The organism is Streptomyces sp. NPDC026246 (assembly GCF_055567995.1).
In genome coordinates this window covers 153,586-169,965 of the sequence record NZ_JBVHPJ010000014.1, presented here as the reverse complement: position 1 = coordinate 169,965, position 16,380 = coordinate 153,586, and the positions used below count along the sequence as shown (strand labels likewise).

At 74.3% G+C, this 16,380-nt stretch carries 11 protein-coding genes; 6 read left to right on the top strand and 5 right to left on the bottom strand.

Annotated elements, in window-relative coordinates; translation table 11 throughout:
• Positions 1 to 8: 8 nt before the first annotated feature.
• The 6 genes from ACZ4M5_RS29515 (at position 9) to ACZ4M5_RS29490 (ending at position 9,809) form a co-directional block, all read left to right on the top strand.
• Positions 9 to 3,620 carry an SCO5717 family growth-regulating ATPase gene (locus ACZ4M5_RS29515; protein WP_467741205.1) on the top strand — a complete coding sequence of 1,204 codons (3,612 nt, stop codon included), beginning with the start codon at positions 9 to 11 and terminating at the stop codon, positions 3,618 to 3,620.
• A gap of 297 nt (positions 3,621 to 3,917) precedes the next feature.
• Positions 3,918 to 5,771, top strand: coding sequence for an ABC transporter substrate-binding protein (locus ACZ4M5_RS29510; RefSeq protein WP_467741203.1), 1,854 nt, complete (start codon positions 3,918 to 3,920; stop codon positions 5,769 to 5,771).
• An 18-nt stretch (positions 5,772 to 5,789) separates the two neighbouring features.
• Entirely contained in the window at positions 5,790 to 6,836 is a 1,047-nt protein-coding gene (locus ACZ4M5_RS29505) for an ABC transporter permease (protein ID WP_467741201.1), read from the top strand.
• Positions 6,833 to 7,744, top strand: coding sequence for an ABC transporter permease (locus tag ACZ4M5_RS29500; RefSeq protein ID WP_467741199.1), 912 nt, complete (start codon positions 6,833 to 6,835; stop codon positions 7,742 to 7,744). The genes ACZ4M5_RS29505 and ACZ4M5_RS29500 overlap by 4 nt, the downstream gene beginning before the upstream one ends.
• The gene (locus tag ACZ4M5_RS29495; RefSeq protein ID WP_467741197.1) at positions 7,741 to 8,808 is read left to right on the top strand and encodes an ABC transporter ATP-binding protein; all 1,068 of its coding nucleotides are present in this window, start codon (positions 7,741 to 7,743) and stop codon (positions 8,806 to 8,808) included. Before ACZ4M5_RS29500 ends, ACZ4M5_RS29495 begins: the two co-directional genes overlap by 4 nt.
• Positions 8,805 to 9,809, top strand: a complete 1,005-nt coding sequence (locus ACZ4M5_RS29490) for an ABC transporter ATP-binding protein (RefSeq protein WP_467741195.1) — start codon at positions 8,805 to 8,807, stop codon at positions 9,807 to 9,809. The genes ACZ4M5_RS29495 and ACZ4M5_RS29490 overlap by 4 nt, the downstream gene beginning before the upstream one ends.
• A 49-nt stretch (positions 9,810 to 9,858) precedes the next feature.
• Here the strand turns inward: ACZ4M5_RS29490 and ACZ4M5_RS29485 are convergent, their stop codons facing one another.
• The 5 genes from ACZ4M5_RS29485 to ACZ4M5_RS29465 all read right to left on the bottom strand — a co-directional run bounded on the left by ACZ4M5_RS29485 (position 9,859) and on the right by ACZ4M5_RS29465 (position 16,359).
• Complete coding sequence (locus tag ACZ4M5_RS29485; protein WP_467741193.1) at positions 9,859 to 10,821, bottom strand: bifunctional riboflavin kinase/FAD synthetase; 963 nt, start codon at positions 10,819 to 10,821, stop codon at positions 9,859 to 9,861.
• A gap of 169 nt (positions 10,822 to 10,990) precedes the next feature.
• Positions 10,991 to 14,410 (bottom strand): trypsin-like peptidase domain-containing protein, encoded by a 3,420-nt coding sequence (locus ACZ4M5_RS29480; RefSeq protein WP_467741191.1) that lies wholly within the window; start codon positions 14,408 to 14,410, stop codon positions 10,991 to 10,993.
• A gap of 256 nt (positions 14,411 to 14,666) precedes the next feature.
• Positions 14,667 to 15,572 carry a tRNA pseudouridine(55) synthase TruB gene (truB, locus tag ACZ4M5_RS29475; RefSeq protein ID WP_467741189.1) on the bottom strand — a complete coding sequence of 302 codons (906 nt, stop codon included), beginning with the start codon at positions 15,570 to 15,572 and terminating at the stop codon, positions 14,667 to 14,669.
• The gene (rbfA, locus tag ACZ4M5_RS29470; protein WP_467741187.1) at positions 15,569 to 16,021 is read right to left on the bottom strand and encodes a 30S ribosome-binding factor RbfA; all 453 of its coding nucleotides are present in this window, start codon (positions 16,019 to 16,021) and stop codon (positions 15,569 to 15,571) included. Before rbfA ends, truB begins: the two co-directional genes overlap by 4 nt.
• 44 nt (positions 16,022 to 16,065) lie before the next feature.
• Positions 16,066 to 16,359 carry a DUF503 domain-containing protein gene (locus tag ACZ4M5_RS29465; protein WP_369193440.1) on the bottom strand — a complete coding sequence of 98 codons (294 nt, stop codon included), beginning with the start codon at positions 16,357 to 16,359 and terminating at the stop codon, positions 16,066 to 16,068.
• Positions 16,360 to 16,380 lie beyond the last annotated feature (21 nt).

The window sequence follows — 16,380 nt, the reverse complement described above, 5'->3', positions numbered from 1 at the left end:
AGTACGGCATGAGGGTGCTCGACCACACCAGGAGGAACACTGTGAGCAGCGATCGGGACGGGAACCGCGGGGGCTGGGCGACACCCGGCGATGACCAGCCCGACGCGGAGTCCGCAGTGGAGATGACGGGCGAGTTCACCATCGACTACGCGCCGCCCGCCTGGTACACGCAGAACGCCTCGGGGAGTTCCGGGTCCGGGCAGGGCCCGGAGACGTCCGGTGGTCTCGCGGCGGCACCGCAAGAGCCCGGAGTGCCTGGTGGTCCGTCGGGGCCGGGGACGCCCCCAGCGCCGGAGGATTCTGTGCCGCCGCATGCCGGTCCGACGCCTCCGCACCAGACCGCCGAGCCGTTCGGGCAGCCCTCTCCGCCTGCCGCCGAGCCGTTCGGGCAGCCCTCTCCCCCCACCGCCGCATCGGGGCAGGTACCGGCGCCCGGCGTGCCTTTCACGCCGCCCGCTGCTCCGTTCACTCCTCCTCTTCCGCCGCCGAGTGCGCCCTTCACGCCGGCCGCACCGCCGGTGCCGCCGGTGCCGCCGGTGCCGTCCGCCGACTCCGAGGCTCCCCCGGGGGTCCCCAAGCTCCCGACGGGCAGCGGGTTCGAGCCGCAGGGTGCGCAGCCGGGTGTGCCGCCGCAGGGGCAGTGGCCACCCCAGACCGCACCGGAGACGGGTCCGGCCGTCCCGGCCACCCCGGCCCCGCCCCCCGTTCCCGCTGCCTCCGCCGAGGAGGAGCCCGGCAACGGTGATCTGGAGAGCGGCGCCACCATGCGCTTCTCCGCGGTCGCTCTGAAGCGGGAGATCGCGGCCGAGCGGGCCGCCGCGGCGGACGCCGGATCCCCCAGCTCGGAGGACCCGGCCCCCGAGGCGCACCGGAGCGACCGTGAAGGCACGGATGCCCCGCCGTCGGCCGACGGGACGACGACCGGAACGTCCGCGCCGGAGGCCGTCACCCCTCCACGTGACGGCGAGACCCGGGACACAGGCACCGCGGGCACCGCAGGCACCGCGGGCACCGCAGGCACCGCGGGCACCGCAGGCACCGCAGGCACCGCGGACACTGAGCCGGCCTCGGCGGACGGAACGCCCGGGCCCGATATCGAGCCGGGCGCGCCGCAGGACGGTGAGACCTCGGACTCCGTGGCCGAGTCCCCCGCGGCGACGGCATCCACGGACGGCGGTGCGACGGACGACGCGGACGCCGTCGCCGCCGACGCGGCCTCCGCGGTGAACGGGCCCGTTGACGGCCCTGCCGTACAGGCAGGCGAACAGGACCGGCCTGCCGAGCCCTCCGCCGAGCCCGCCCAGCCCACCGAGCCCGCCCAGCCCGCCGACAACGTGCCGTCCGACGCCACGCCGTCCGAGGACCGCCCCGGGAGCGACGCGCCGCAGGGTGATGCGCAGCCCGGCACCACGAAGCTTGCCGCCACCGAGCCCGGTGCCGCCCAGCCCGGTGCCGCTGACGCCGGTGCCGCGGACGGGCAGCCCTCCTGGACGCCTCCGCCTCCCCAGGGTGTCCCGCCCCTGCCGCCGTCGTACCAGCCGGCCGCTCCCGCGCCCGCGAGCCAGTGGCCGGCGCAGTCGCATTCCCAGCCGACGGCTCAGCCCCAGCCGCCCGTCCAGCCTCCGGCCCACCCCGTGGACCCGAACGCCCAGTCCCAGCCGGCGGCGGCTCAGGGGCAGCCGCCGTTCCAGCCGCCCCAGGCTCCGCAGCCGGCGCCCGCCGCCTGGAACCAGCAGCCCGCTCCCGTGCCACCGCACCAGCCGTCGGCGCAGCCCGCACCGCAGCCCGGCGGTTACGGCTTCCCGCAGCAGGCCGCCCCCGCCTCGCCCGGTCCCGGTCCCGGTCCCGGTCCGCAGGGCGGTTACGGCTTCCCGCACCCCGGCACTCCAGGCCCCCAGGACGGCTACGGCTTCCCCCACCCCGGCGCCCAGCCCCCTGCCGCCGGCCGGCCCCAGCCAGGCACCCCTGCCGCACCCGTCCCCGGCCCCGATGCCCAGGGCGGCTACGGCTTCCCCCACCCGGGCGTCCCGCCGCAGGCCCAGCCGCCCCAGCAGCAGGAAGGCGCCGGGCAGCCGCAGCCCCCCGTCGACCCGCGCACGGGTGCCGCCTGGCCGCAGCCGATCCAGCACGACCAGCGGCAGCCGACCAACCCCGGGGCCGCGCCGCTCGGTTACACGGCCGCCGTCGAGCTGTCGTCCGACCGGCTACTCAACAGCAAGCGGCAGAAGGCGAAGAGCAGCCGCCCGGTGGGCGGCGGCGGGCGCTTCAAGCTCGGCGGGAAGAAGGAGGAGGCCGAGCGGCAGCGCAAGCTCGAGCTGATCCGCACGCCCGTGCTGTCCTGCTACCGGATCGCGGTGATCAGCCTCAAGGGCGGTGTCGGCAAGACGACCACCACCACCGCCCTCGGCTCGACCCTGGCCACCGAGCGGCAGGACAAGATCCTGGCGATCGACGCCAACCCGGACGCGGGCACCCTCGGGCGCCGCGTGCGGCGGGAGACCGGGGCGACCATCCGCGACCTCGTCCAGGCGATCCCGTACCTCAACTCGTACATGGACATCCGGCGGTTCACCTCCCAGGCCCCGTCGGGGCTGGAGATCATCGCCAACGACGTCGACCCGGCCGTGTCCACGACGTTCAACGACGAGGACTACCGGCGCGCGATCGACGTGCTCGGCAAGCAGTACCCGGTGATCCTGACCGACTCGGGAACGGGCCTGCTGTACAGCGCCATGCGCGGTGTACTCGACCTCGCCGACCAGCTCATCATCATCTCCACGCCGTCGGTGGACGGGGCGAGCAGCGCGAGCACGACCCTGGACTGGCTGTCCGCGCACGGCTACGCCGACCTCGTCTCGCGGTCCATCACCGTCATCTCCGGTGTGCGCGAGACCGGGAAGATGATCAAGGTCGACGACATCGTGTCGCACTTCGAGACGCGCTGCAGGGGCGTGATCGTCGTGCCGTTCGACGAGCACCTCGCCGCCGGTGCCGAGGTCGACCTCGACATGATGCGGCCGAAGGTGCGTGAGGCGTACTTCAACCTCGCCGCGATGGTCGCCGAGGACTTCGTCCGGCACCAGCAGTCGCACGGGCTGTGGACCTCCGACGGCAACCCGCCGCCGGTCGCCGCCCCTCCCCTGCCGGGCCGGCAGACGCAGCCGGGCCAGCACATGCCCGGCCACCAGCTGCCCGGTCAGGTCCCGGGTCAGGCGCCCTTCCCCGGGCAGTCCGCGTACCCGCAACCGCAGCAACAGCCCCACCCCGGCCAGCCGTACCCGCACCACCCCGGCCAGCCGTACGCCCACCCGGGGCAGCCCCCGGCCCAGCCCGGCCAGCCCTACCCGCAGGCCGCACCGCAACAGCCCTACGCCCAGCCGGGACAACCGGGGCAGCCGGGGCAACCGGGCCGGCAGCCCCAGCCGCCACAGCCCGGGCAGCCCTACCCGCAACAGCCGAACCCCGGCCAGCCGCCCGCCACTCCCCCGCAGCCCGGCTACGGCTACCCGCAGCCGGGACAGCCGGGACAGCCGGGACACCCCGGCGCCCCCGCGCCGCAGCCCCAGCCCCAGCCCGGTCACCCCGAGGACCGGACCCCGCCGCCGCCCCCTACGCAGTAACCACCTCACCCGATCGGCCCCTTTCGAGGGGCCGTTCGTCTGTCGGGCCCGCGTCGTTCCCCCTCGATGCGGGCCCCGGCGCGTTCAGGGGCGAAATCCGTTGCCAGGCCCTGGCCAGCGGCGCGTCAGTGGTCTCGACCAATGGGCGCGAAACACTCGCCAATTCGTTATTTCCGCAGGCCACAAGGGGTGAACGCGCCGTTGACGGGCGGAGACGGCCGCTGATACACACACATCAACCCTCTGACAGCTGATCAACCCGTCCTTCCCGTCCGAGCGATGACGCGAGGTCCGTCCATGGGCACGAACGATCAGAAACGCAGCCTCCCGCGCGGCCTCCGGCTCGTCGCCGTCGCCGGGGCGGCCGCGCTCACCCTCACTGCCGGTCTCGCAACCCCGCTCGACCCGGCTCCCCAGCAGGCGCGGGCGGCCGACGACGGCAAGCAGGTGCTGACCGTCGCGGTGGCGCAGAGCGTGGACTCGCTCAGCCCGTTCCTCGCGGTCCGGCTGCTCAGCACGAGCATCCACCGGCTCATGTACGAGTACCTGACCAGCTACGACCCCAAGGACAACCAGGCCATTCCGGGCCTGGCCGCCAAGTGGGAGCCCTCGCCGGACAAGCTGACCTGGACGTACACGATCCGCTCGAACTCGAAGTGGTCCGACGGTGAGCGGGCCACCGCCGAGGACGCGGCGTGGACGTTCAACAAGATGATGACCGACGACGGCGCCGCCACGGCCAACGGCAGCTACGTGGGCAATTTCCGCAAGGTGACCGCCCCGAGCCCCACGAAGCTGGTCATCGAGCTGAAGAAGCCGCAGGCCACGATGACGGCGCTGGACGTCCCGATCGTGCCGAAGCACGTGTGGGAGAAGGTCGCCGACTTCTCCGAGTTCAACAACGACAAGACCTTCCCCGTCGTCGGCAACGGCCCGTTCGTGCTGACCGGGTACAAGGCCGACAGCTACGTACGGCTGAAGGCCAACAAGGACTTCTGGCGCGGGGCGCCGAAGTTCGACGAACTGGTGTTCCGCTACTACAAGGACCAGGACGCGGCCGTGTCCGCGCTGCGCAAGGGCGAGGTGTCCTTCGTCGCCGGGTCGCCGTCCCTGACGCCCGCTCAGGCGGAGTCGCTCAAGGGCGCGGAGAACATCCAGGTCAACGACGCCCCCGGCCGCCGCTTCTACGCCCTGGCCACCAACCCGGGCGCCCGGGCGAAGAACGGCGAGAAGTTCGGCGACGGCCACCCGTCCCTGCTCGACCAGCGGGTGCGCAACGCCCTGTTCATGGCGGTCGACCGCGAGGCCGTCATCGACAAGGTGTTCCGCGGCCACGCGGTCGAGGGCGAGGGGTACATCCCGCCCCGCTTCCAGGACTACTTCTGGAAGCCGTCCGCGGACCAGAAGCTCGCGTACGACCCGGCGAAGGCGGCCCGGCTGCTCGACGAGGCGGGCTACAAGAAGAACGGCGACGGCAAACGCGTCGGCAAGGACGGCAAGCCCCTCACCTACCGCGTCCTGTGCCACGCCACCGACCCGAACGACAAGGCGGTCGGCAAGTACCTCCAGGAGTGGTGGGGCGACCTCGGCATCGGCGTCCGGCTCGACTGCCTGGACAACGTGACCGACCCCTGGCTCGCCGGCAAGTACGACCTGGCCTTCGACGGCTGGTCCGTCAACCCCGACCCGGACTTCGTGCTCTCGATCCACACCTGCGGCGCGCTCCCCGCGACCCCGAAGGACACCGGCGCGACGGACAACTTCATCTGCGACAAGAAGTACGACGAGCTCTACGCCCGGCAGCTCGCCGAGTACGACCCCGCCAAACGGGCGGACATCGTCCAGCAGATGGAGTCGCGGCTGTACGACCTCGGGTACATGAACGTCATGGCGTATCCGAACGCGGTCGAGGCCTACCGGACGGACCAGATCGAGTCGATCACGACGATGCCGGCGAAGGCGGGGAACATCTACGGCCAGGACGGCTACTGGAGCTGGTGGTCGGCGGTCCCGGCCGATGCGGGCGGGTCCTCGGACAACGCGTCCTCCACGGGTGTCGTGGTCGCGATCGTCGCGGGTGTGGTGGTCCTCGCCGCGCTCGGCGGTTTCGCGGCGATGCGCCGGCGGGCCACCGCCGAGGACCGCGAGTAGACGGGCGAACGGGCACTCATGACCGCTGACGCGACTCCCGCGCTGGTCGAGGACGGACAGACGGCGGCCGGGCCGCGGGTGCGCAAGGGCTCGGCGTACCCGCGGTACCTGGCCGGCAAGGTGGCCGGTGCGCTGGTCTCGCTGCTGGCCGTCCTCGTGACCAGCTTCTTCCTCTTCCGGCTGATCCCGGGCGACCCGGTGAAGACCATGACGGGCGGCCGTCAGGTGTCCGCCGAGCAACTGGCCGCTTACCGTGCGGAGTTCGGGCTCGACCTGCCGCTGTGGCGGCAGTTCACCGACTACTGCGGCAAGGCGCTCACCGGCGACTTCGGGACGTCGTACCAGTTCCGCACCCCCGTCGTCGACAAGATCACCGAGGCGCTGCCGAACACGCTGCTGCTGACGGTGACCGCCTTCGTCCTGTACACGGCGCTCGGGATCTTCCTGGGCACCCGCTCGGCCTGGCGGCGCGGCGGGACCGGCGACCGGATCAACACCGGTCTGGCCCTGACGCTGTACTCCATCCCGTCCTTCTGGCTCGGGCTGCTGCTGATCATCGTGCTGTCGGTGGGCATCGGGCCGATCCCCGGCATGTTCCCCACCGGAGGCATGGAGTCGGGCGGCGAGGAGGGCTTCGCGTACGTCCTCGACGTGGCCCACCACCTGGTGCTGCCGGTGGTGACGCTGGTGGCCGTGGAGTACGGGCAGACGCTGCTGGTCACCCGGTCCGCGCTGCTGGACGAGATGGGCAGCGACTACCTGACGACCGCACGGGCCAAGGGCCTGCGCGACGACCTCGTGCGCCGCCGGCACGCCGTACCGAACGCGCTGCTGCCGACCGTGACCCTGATCTTCATCAACCTGGGCCGGACGGTGGCGGGCGTGATCCTGGTGGAGACGGTGTTCTCCTGGCCGGGTCTCGGCGGGCTGTTCTACCAGGCGCTGAGCGTGCCCGACCTGCCTCTGGTGCAGGGTCTGTTCTTCGTGTTCGCCGCCGCGGTGATCGTGATGAACACCCTCGCCGACCTGGTCTATCCCCTGCTGGACCCCCGGGTGGCCCGATGACGACGACCGAACCGGCTCCGGACCCGCGCGCCCTCGCCCGGCAGCGCCGGCGGGCCTCCGCAGCCCGCTTCTGGCGGAGCTACCGTGCCGAGAGAGCGGGCCTGTACGGGCTGGCCGTGCTGACGCTGTGCGCGCTGCTGGCCCTGTTCGCGCCGCTGTTCGTCGGCTCCGACGTGAGCAGCGTGACGCAGGCCCCGGGGCGTCCGATGCAGAGCCCGAGCACCGCGTTCCCCCTGGGCACGGACCAGTTCGGGCGGGACCTGCTGGGCCTGGTGGTCTGGGGCTCGCGGGTGTCGCTGCTGGTCGGGCTGCTCGCGGCCGTGCTGTCGGTGGCCATCGGCACGCTGATCGGCGTGACGGCCGGGCACTTCAAGGGCTGGTACGCGACGGTGATGATGCGGATCACCGACTGGTTCCTGGTCATGCCGACGCTGGTGCTGGCGATCGCCCTGGCGACCGTGATGTCCCGCTCGCTCACCACGACCGTCGTCGCGATCGGCGTCACCACCTGGCCGACCACGGCCCGCCTGGTGCGGGCGCAGACCCTGGCGGTGGAGACCCGGCCCTACATCGAGCGGGCGAGGGCGCTCGGCGGCGGACACCGGCACGTCATGTCCCGGCACGTCCTGCCCAACGTGATGCCGCTGGTGCTGGCCCAGACGACCCTCATCATCTCCTCGGCCATCCTCGCCGAGGCGACCCTCGCCTTCCTCGGCCTGGGCGATCCGACGGTCGTCTCGTGGGGCGGCCTGCTGCAGGACGCCCGCGAGGCGGGCGCGGTCAGCGCGGGCGACTGGTGGTACCTGGTGCCTCCCGGCATCGCCATCGCCGTGGTGGCGCTGGCCTTCACACTGTGCGGGCGGGCCGTGGAGTCCGTCCTCAACCCCAGGCTGGGGGTGTCGCGTTGAGTCTGCTCGACGTCAGGAACCTGACGGTCACGTATCCGGGCGGGGCGGCCGCCGTGCGCGGGGTGGACCTGCGCCTGGAGGCCGGCCGCAAGCTCGGCATCGCCGGTGAGTCGGGCTGCGGCAAGTCCACGCTGGCGCTGGCCCTGCTGCGGCTGCTGCCCGCGGGCACCCGCATCACCGGGGAGGTGCTCCTCGACGGCGAGGACGTGCTGACCATGAAGTGGGGCCGGGTGCGGGCGGTCCGCTGGGCCGGCGCCTCGGTCGTCTTCCAGGGCGCGATGCACTCCCTGAACGCCGTGCACCGCGTCGGCGACCAGATCGCCGAGCCGATCCTGCTGCACCGCAAGGCCACGCCGGCCGGGGCGAAGAAGCGGGCCGGCGAGCTGCTGGAGCAGGTCGGCCTGCCCGCGGCCCGCGCCCACGCCTACCCGCACGAGCTGTCCGGCGGCCAGCGCCAGCGCGTGATGATCGCCATGGCGCTGGCGTGCGACCCGCGGCTGGTCATCGCCGACGAGCCGACCACCGCCCTGGACGTGATGATCCAGGCGCAGATCCTGCGCCTCATCGAGCAGTCGGTCGCGGACCAGGACCTCGGCCTGATCATGATCAGCCACGACCTGGCGGTCCTGGCCGACACCTGCGACCGGCTCGCGGTGATGTACGCGGGCCGCGTGGTCGAGGAGGGCCCGGCCGCCCGGGTGTACGCGGACGCCCGGCACCCCTACGCCCGGGCCCTGTCGGCCGCCTTCCCGCGGATCGGCGACCCCGCGTCCCGGTTCGCGCCCCGGGGTCTGGCGGGTGACCCGCCCGACCCGGCCGCGCTGCCGTCGGGGTGCACGTTCCATCCGCGCTGCCCCGTGGCACTGGACTCCTGCACCGAGCAGGACCCGGCGCTGCGCGAGACGGCTCCCGACCGCACGGCGGCCTGTGTGCTGGCCGGCCCGTCGGAAGCGGCGACCGGCCAGGAGCGGTCCGACGGCCGCACTGGGCGGTCCCCGGGAGCGCCCGGCGAACCGGCCGGGGATCCCGAAGCCCTGGAGGAAGCGAGGCCCGGCACACCATGACCCTCTCCCCCACGGACCCCGGGGTCACCACGGCACCCCTGCTGAGCGCCCGGAACCTGTACGTCACCTTCCCCGGCCGGCACGGCGGCCCCCCGGCACGCGCGGTGGACGGCGTCGACCTGGACATCCGGCCCGGCGAGATCGTCGCGCTGGTCGGCGAGTCCGGCTGCGGCAAGACGACCCTGGCCCGGAGCCTGCTGGGCCTCGTCGAGCCGACGTCGGGGCAGGTCTCCTTCGACGGCCGCCCGCTGCAGTACACGGGACGCTCCCTGAAGGCCTACCGCAAGCGCGTCCAGCTCGTGCTGCAGGACCCGAGCGGCTCCCTCAACCCGCGGCACACGGTGTACGACGCGGTCGCCGAGGGCCTGCGCATCCACGGCCACGGCGGCGACGAGCGCGCGGCGGTCGCCGAGGCGCTCTCCCGCGCCGGCCTGCGGCCCCCGGAGCGCTTCTTCCTGCGCTACCCGCACGAACTGTCCGGCGGGCAGCGCCAGCGCGTGGTCATCGCGGGCGCGCTGGTCCTCCAGCCCGAACTCCTGGTCGCCGACGAGCCGGTGGCCTCCCTCGACGCCTCCGTGCGCGGCGAGATCCTCTCCCTGCTGCTGCGCCTGCGCACCGAACTCGGCCTGTCCGCCCTGGTCGTGACGCACGACCTGGGCCTGGCGTGGAACATCGCCGACCGGGTCGCGGTGATGTACCTGGGCCGGATCGTGGAGACGGGCCCGGTGGAGCAGGTCCTGACGGCCCCCCGGCACCCCTACACCCAGGCCCTGCTGTCCGTCCTCCCGGAGGCCCCGGGCGACCCGGTGGTGCTCACGGGGGAACCTCCGGACCCCTCACGTGTCCCGCCGGGCTGCCGCTTCCACGCCCGCTGCCAGATCCTGGCGAGCGGCGAGGCGGACCGAGCGGGCGTGTCGGACGCGTGCCGGGGCCGGGACCCGGAGGTGCTGGGCGGCGGCGGGCAGCCGCAGGTCGCCTGTCACTGGGCGACGTCCCTCTAGGGGCGCGGGGGCCGGCGCGGCCAGGCCGGCACGGACCCGTGGACGGCCCTCAAGCGGACGGGCCGGCCTCTTCGGCCGCCACCAGCTCCCGGCACCTCTGCACGTCCTGCCCCATCTGCTCGAGCAGGGCGTCCAGCGTGTCGAACGTGGCCTGCCCCCGCACGAACGCCAGGAAGTCGACCGCGACGTGCAGCCCGTACAGGTCGAGCCCCACACGGTCGATGGCGTACGCCTCCACCGTCCGCTCGGTGCCCTCGAACTGGGGGTTGGTGCCGACGGAGATGGCCGCGGGCATGGCCTCGCCCTGGGCGTGCAGCCAGCCGGCGTACACGCCGTCGGCCGGGATCGCGCTGTGGGGCAGCGTCTCGACGTTCGCGGTGGGGAAGCCGAGCTCGCGTCCGCGCTGGGCGCCCCGGACGACGACGCCCTCGACCCGGTGCGGACGGCCGAGGATCTCCGCGGCGCCCCGGACGTCGCCCTCGGCGACCAGGCGCCGGGTCAGCGTGGAGGAGAACGGCTCGCCGCCGCCCGCCTCACCCGTCACGTACAGGTCGACGACCTCGACCTCGAAGTCGTAGGTCTTGCCCTGGGTGGCCAGGAACTCCACGTTGCCCGCGGCCTTGTGACCGAAGCGGAAGTTGGGGCCCTCGACGACGGCCCGGGCGTGCAGCTTGTCGACGAGCACCTTGACGACGAAGTCGGCCGGCGACAGCTTCGAGAACTCGGTGGTGAAGGGGAGGATGAGCACCGCGTCCACGCCCAGGTCGGCCATGAGTTCGGCACGGCGGTGATGGGGGGCGAGGAGCGGGGGGTGGCTGCCGGGGCGCACGACCTCGCTGGGGTGCGGGTCGAAGGTGACGACGACGGCGGGCACGCCGAGCTCCCGGGCCCGGTCGACGGCATGCCGGATGATCAGCTGGTGTCCGCGGTGGACTCCGTCGTAGGAGCCGATGGTGACGACGCTGCGCCCCCAGTCCTGGGGGATGTCCTCCAAGCCACGCCAGCGCTGCACTGTGCCTGCTCCTTGTCGAAAGCTCGTCGAACCCGTGTCGGTCGGTCGTTCGTGATTGCCTCGTGCGCAGGTCTAAGGGTGCCATGCCGGGTGCCTCCTGCCCGCATCGGCATGGGCGCTGTGACCGGGGGCACGGCTCGACCACACGTCCCGGTGACCGGTTCGCCGCTCAGGCGGGCACGCGCAGGCCTGCCAGGCTCTCGATCGTGCGGCGCGCACTGGGTCCGACCAGGGCGGCCCACTCCCCCGGCTCGTCGGTGAGCCAGCCCGCCACGCGTGCGGCGAAACCCGGCACGTGCCGGCCGAGGTCGACCAGGGCGCGGTCGAAGCGGGTGGCGCCGTGCGGGGTGCGGGCCAGGCGCAGGCCGATCCGGTGGGCGAGGTCGCGCAGGTCCTCGCCCGCGTCCCGGGCCGCCGCGTGCAGCAGCGCGTCGAGGACGTCGGTGTCCTGCTCGCGGGCGAGGAGCGCGTCGCGCAGCTCTCGGCGCAGCGGCCGGGAGGCGGGGATGCCGGGTGGGGTGAGGACGGCGGCCAGGGCGCAGCGCAGCCGTACGCCGCCGGTCTCCAGCAGGCCGGTGACCAGGGGCAGGAGCACGGCCCTGGCGGCGGCGCCGCGGTCGAGCCGCCGGTCCACGCACGCGGCGATCGGCCCGGCGAGGTCCGGGCGTCCTTCGGCGGCTTCCCCGAGGAGGGCGGCGACCCGGTGGGCGAGGCCGGGCGGGGTGGCGTCGGCCAGGGCTCGCAGCGGTTCCTCGGCGCCGGGGCGCTCCAGCCGCCGGGCGAAGGCGTCGAGCACCGGCTCGGGGTGGCTCGCCAGGGCACCGGTCAGCGCGTCCGGCGGGAACCGGGGGTCGCCCGCGGCGAAGTGCTCCAGTGCCCGGGGCAGATGGCGGGGTCTGGTCTGAGGGTCCTGCACGAGCAGGGCGAGGGCGGCGCCGTGCAGGGCGGCGTCCGCGGGGCGGGCGAGGAGGGTGAGGGCGGTGAAGCGCAGCAGGGCGCGGTCGCCCGCCTTGCCGGCCCGGGGTGCGACGCGCAGGCCGTGCTCGACCGCGGCGATCCTGCGTTCGGGCCGTTCGTCGCAGGCCCATCGCTCGACGGCCCGGCAGATCGCCGAGGGTTCCTCCTCGGCCAGGACGGCGAGCAGTTCGTCGGCCCGCCGGTGGCCGCGGTCGGCGAGGACGTCCGTCAGTTCGTCCGGGGCGCGGTGGCGGTGGGTGTGCAGCAGGGCCTGGGCGGCCGTGGCGACGGTCGCGTGCGGGGTGGCGGGCAGCGGCTGTTCGTCGTCGAACCAGCGGGTGAGCTGCGGCTGCACGGCGATCGGGTCGGCTTCGAGCAGCGCGGCCACGGCGTCGAGGAACCGCGGTCCGGCCTCGCACGGCGGGCCGTCGGCGTGCACCAGCCGGCGGAGCAGGGCACACCGCACGTCCTGCGGCAGCCGCAGGCCGGTCCAGAAGGCGGGACCGGCCTCCGCGGGCAGCGGCCGCTCCTGGCGCCGCCAGGCCACGATCCGGTCGGCGAGCAGCCGCAGCACCTCGGTGTACGGCGTCGCGTCGGGCACGGCCGCGAGCGTGCCGGTGAGGAGCCGGGCGGCCCACCAGGAGCCCGGATCGGCGTCCAGGGCGTGCACCAGGTCGGCCAGCCGGGAGGCGAGCCGGTCGCCGCCGTGCTGCCGGGCCAGGTGCAGCAGCGCCTGGACAACGGGTCCGGCGCGGTGGTGCGGGACCGGGCCGGGCGTCGCCTGCCCACCCCGGTGGACGAGGGCGTGCAGCGCTTCGTCGAGGTCGAGGTGCAGGCCCTGGAGCCAGTCGGCGACCTCCTCGTGGGCGAAGCGGTAACCGGATCCGGCGGGGACCAGCAGGCCCTCGGCGAGCACGGCCGGCGCCCAGCCGCTGCCGCCGGGCCGGTCGGACGCGGCCCCCCAGGGGAACACCTCCTCGAACGCCTCCCGGTCCAGGTCACCGGCGCCGGGGCCGAGGCTGCGCCGGGCCGCCTCGTGCACCTGCCCGGCGACCCGCGCGGCCAGCCGGCGCACCGCGGTGCCGTGCAGCCCCTCGGAAGCGGCCAGGCGGGTGGCGACGCGCAGGGACATCAGGTCGAGGTGGGCGGTGAGGACCTCGTGCCGGTCGAGGGCGGCCCCGGTGAGGTCCGGGGCGCCGGGCAGGGCGCCGTGGACCTCGGCGAGCAGCCGCAGGGTCAGGGGGTGCCGGGCGTCGGCCGCGGCGAGGGCTCCGTCCGGAATGCCGAGGCGCAGGCGGGCCTCGCGGGCCTGCGCCTCGGTGAGGTCGCCGAGGCGGACGCACCCGGGCGAGTCCAGCAGGGGTGCGGCCTGCTCCCAGTACTCCTCCCGGCAGGCGACCACGAGCCGCGCCCCGGTGTCGCGCAGCCACCGCACCGTCGCCTCCGCCCAGCCGGCCGCCCGGCGGGTCAGGGCGGGCGGCATCTCCTGGGGGTCGTCGAGCACCAGCAGGAGGGGCCGGCCGAGTCCGGCGGCGAGCCGGGCGAGCCGTTCGGGTGTGGCGTCGGCCGGGTCGGCCGGGAGCGGGTCCCGGGCCGCGGCCAGGACCGGGGCGGAGCGGGCGAGCGCCCGGCGGGCGGCCTCCGCGACCGAGGTGTCCTCGGCGTCCAGGTCGCTGCCGCGCAGCCAGAGCGTAGGGTGCCGGTCGGCCCGGCGGCGGGCGGCGAGCGCGGCGAGTTCCGTGGTCCGGCCGCTGCCGGGCGGCCCGACGAGCCCGAGGACGGCCGTCTCCCCGGCCGTGAAGGCGCCGAACGCGGCGGCGATATCGGGCCGTTCGACGGGATCGGGGACACCGGTGCCGCCGGGCGGGCCGTCCAGGTCCACGCAGGTGCTCGTCAGGGCCAGCACACCGGCCAGGTTGAGGTCGGCGCCGTAGGCGGGCACCGTCGCGGTGTTCTCGGCGAGGAGCGCGCCGAGCGGTCCCGCCCGGTCGGCGACCCGGGCATGCAGCGGCACGGCGAACCCCACCTCGCTGTGGCCGGAGCTGAGGGCGGTGCCGAGCACGCCGACCACGGCTCCGGTGGCGGCGTCGAGGACCGGGCCGCCGGCCGCCCCGCCGCCGAGGCGCAGCGCGTCGCGCCCCGCCGTCCCGACGGCGAGCTCCAGGGCGCCGTCCAGCCGGTGGAAGCGGTCGGTCGCCGCGTACGTCACGGGGGTGAGGCCCAGGACCCGGGCCTCGCGCCAGCCCCCGGCGGGGATGTGCACGTAGGCGCCTGTGTCGATCTCCTCCCGTACGGTGACGGGCAGCGGCGGCACCCCGAGCCCTTCGGTGTGCACCAGGGCGAGGTCCAGTGCGGGCAGCGGTGTGACGGCGTCGGCGTCGACGACCCGGCGGCGGTCGCCGGCGCCGTGCAGGACGAGCCGGGGCAGGCCGTCGACGGCCTCGTGGCTGGTGATCAGCGTGCCGTGGTGGTCGGCCAGGAAGCCGATGCCGCGGGGGCGGCCGGCGAGGTCGTGGATGCGGACCAGGGCGTTCCGAGGGAACGCCCGGTCGCCGTGCCCGGCTGCGCCGGGCTGCTCCCGGCAGTCCCGTGAGCCGTCCTCCGCCTCCCGGGACCGGTTTCGCGACGCCATCGTCCGAGCCTCCCCGCCGTACACCCGTGCCCTTGTGTTCGACAGTAGGGCGGCGAAGATCGGCGGGACAGATCACCTTGCGAAAGCGCCCCCTTCCGCTCCCCCGATTCACTCCGAGCGCTGGCACGGACGGGTGAATGGAGGAGGGCGGGTGGATACACCCTAGGGGTGGGGGAACCGAGGGGGGACCGTGGAGCGGCGGAGGTGGAGGTACCCCGTGGCCGCCGCTCCACGGACGGGCGCCCCCCGGCGGCCGTCAGCCGAAGGCGGCCAGGCTCCTGGCCTTGCCGCGCTGCTCCTCGACGAGGACGAGGAAGCGGCCCTCCGGATCGAAGACGGCGACGGGACCGCGGCCGGCGTACTCGTCCGGCATCTCCAGCCGCACGCCGTTGCCGAGCAGCTTGGCGCGCCGGGCGTCGACGTCCCAGCGCGGGAAGGCCGCCGCGGCGGCCTCGGCCACCGGCATCACGGTCAGCTCCTGCTGGAGCTGGTCGAGCGTGCGCGCGGCGTCCAGCTTGTAGGGGCCGACGCGGGTGCGGCGCAGGGCGGTGAGGTGCCCCCCGACGCCGAGTCCGCCGCCCAGGTCGCGGGCCAGGGCCCGGATGTAGGTGCCGGAGGAGCAGACGACCGAGACGACCAGGTCGAGCACGGGCGTGCCGTCCTCCGCGACGGCGTCCCGCACGTCGTGCACGCCGAAGGAGGACACCCGCACGGGACGGGCGGGGATCTCGAACTCCTCGCCCTCCCGGGCGCGCTTGTACGACCGCACGCCGTCGATCTTGATGGCGCTGACCTTGGACGGCACCTGCATGATGTCGCCGGTCAGCTCGGCGATGCCGGCGTCGACGGCCTCGCGGGTGATGCCGGAGGCGTCGGTGGAGGAGGTGATCTCCCCCTCGGCGTCGTCGGTGAGGGTGTTCTGCCCGAGCCGGATGGTGCCCAGGTACTCCTTCTCGGTCAGCGCGAGGTGGCCGAGGAGCTTGGTGGCCTTCTCGACGCCGAGGACGAGGACGCCCGTGGCCATCGGGTCCAGGGTGCCGGCGTGCCCGACGCGTCGCGTCCGGGCGATGCCGCGCATCTTGGCGACCACGTCGTGCGAGGTGAAGCCCGACGGCTTGTCGACGATGACGAGGCCGTCGGGCGTGGTGTGCTTCTGGGTCATTCGGCGGTGTCGTCCGTCTCGTCGTCCTCGTCCGGCTTGCGGTACGGGTCCGCTCCACCGGCGTACTTCGCCCCGGCGGACGCCTCGCGCACCTTCTCGTCGGACTGGCGCGCCTTGTCGAGGAGGTCCTCGATGTTGCGGGCGGTGTCCGGGAGGGCGTCCATGACGAAGGTGAGGGTGGGCGTGAACTTCACACCGGCGGCCCGGCCGACCTCGGAGCGCAGGACGCCCTTGGCGCTCTCCAGGCCGGCGGCGGCCGCCGCGCGCTCCTCGTCGTCCCCGTACACCGTGTAGAAGACGGTCGCCTCCCTGAGGTCACCCGTGACCCGGGTGTCCGTGATGGTGACGTGCGAGCCGAGCCGCGGGTCCTTGATCCCGCGCTGCAGCTTCTGGGCCACCACCTCTCGGATGAGGTCCGCCAGCCTCTTAGCCCGCGCGTTGTCGGCCACTGGTCCGTCTCCCGTTCTTTCCTGTCCGGTTCGTTCTCGGTTCGTCAGTCGTCTTCGCCGTGGAAGCGCCGCCTGACGGACAGCAACTCCACCTCGGGGTGCCCGGCCACCAGCCGTTCGCACCGGTCGAGCACGTCGCTGAGGTGCCCCGCGTCCCCGGACACCAGCGCGAGGCCGATGGCGGCTCTGCGATGGAGGTCCATGTGGTCCACCTCGGCCGCGCTCACCGCGTACTTGCGCTGGAGCTCGGCGACGATGGGGCGGACGACGGAGCGCTTCTCCTTCAGCGACCGTACGTCGCCGAGAAGCAGGTCGAAGGACAGAGTCCCCACGTACATGTGTGTCCGGATGACCCGCCG

Bases quoted from the DNA above. Each gene is read 5' to 3' on its own strand.
- ACZ4M5_RS29490 (WP_467741195.1), top strand. From the start codon at position 8,805: ATGACCCTCTCCCCCACGGACCCCGGGGTCACCACGGCACCCCTGCTG.
- ACZ4M5_RS29510 (WP_467741203.1), top strand. From the start codon at position 3,918: ATGGGCACGAACGATCAGAAACGCAGCCTCCCGCGCGGCCTCCGGCTC.
- ACZ4M5_RS29465 (WP_369193440.1), bottom strand. From the start codon at position 16,359: ATGTACGTGGGGACTCTGTCCTTCGACCTGCTTCTCGGCGACGTACGG.
- ACZ4M5_RS29505 (WP_467741201.1), top strand. From the start codon at position 5,790: ATGACCGCTGACGCGACTCCCGCGCTGGTCGAGGACGGACAGACGGCG.
- truB (WP_467741189.1), bottom strand. From the start codon at position 15,572: ATGACCCAGAAGCACACCACGCCCGACGGCCTCGTCATCGTCGACAAG.
- ACZ4M5_RS29480 (WP_467741191.1), bottom strand. From the start codon at position 14,410: ATGGCGTCGCGAAACCGGTCCCGGGAGGCGGAGGACGGCTCACGGGAC.
- ACZ4M5_RS29500 (WP_467741199.1), top strand. From the start codon at position 6,833: ATGACGACGACCGAACCGGCTCCGGACCCGCGCGCCCTCGCCCGGCAG.
- ACZ4M5_RS29515 (WP_467741205.1), top strand. From the start codon at position 9: ATGAGGGTGCTCGACCACACCAGGAGGAACACTGTGAGCAGCGATCGG.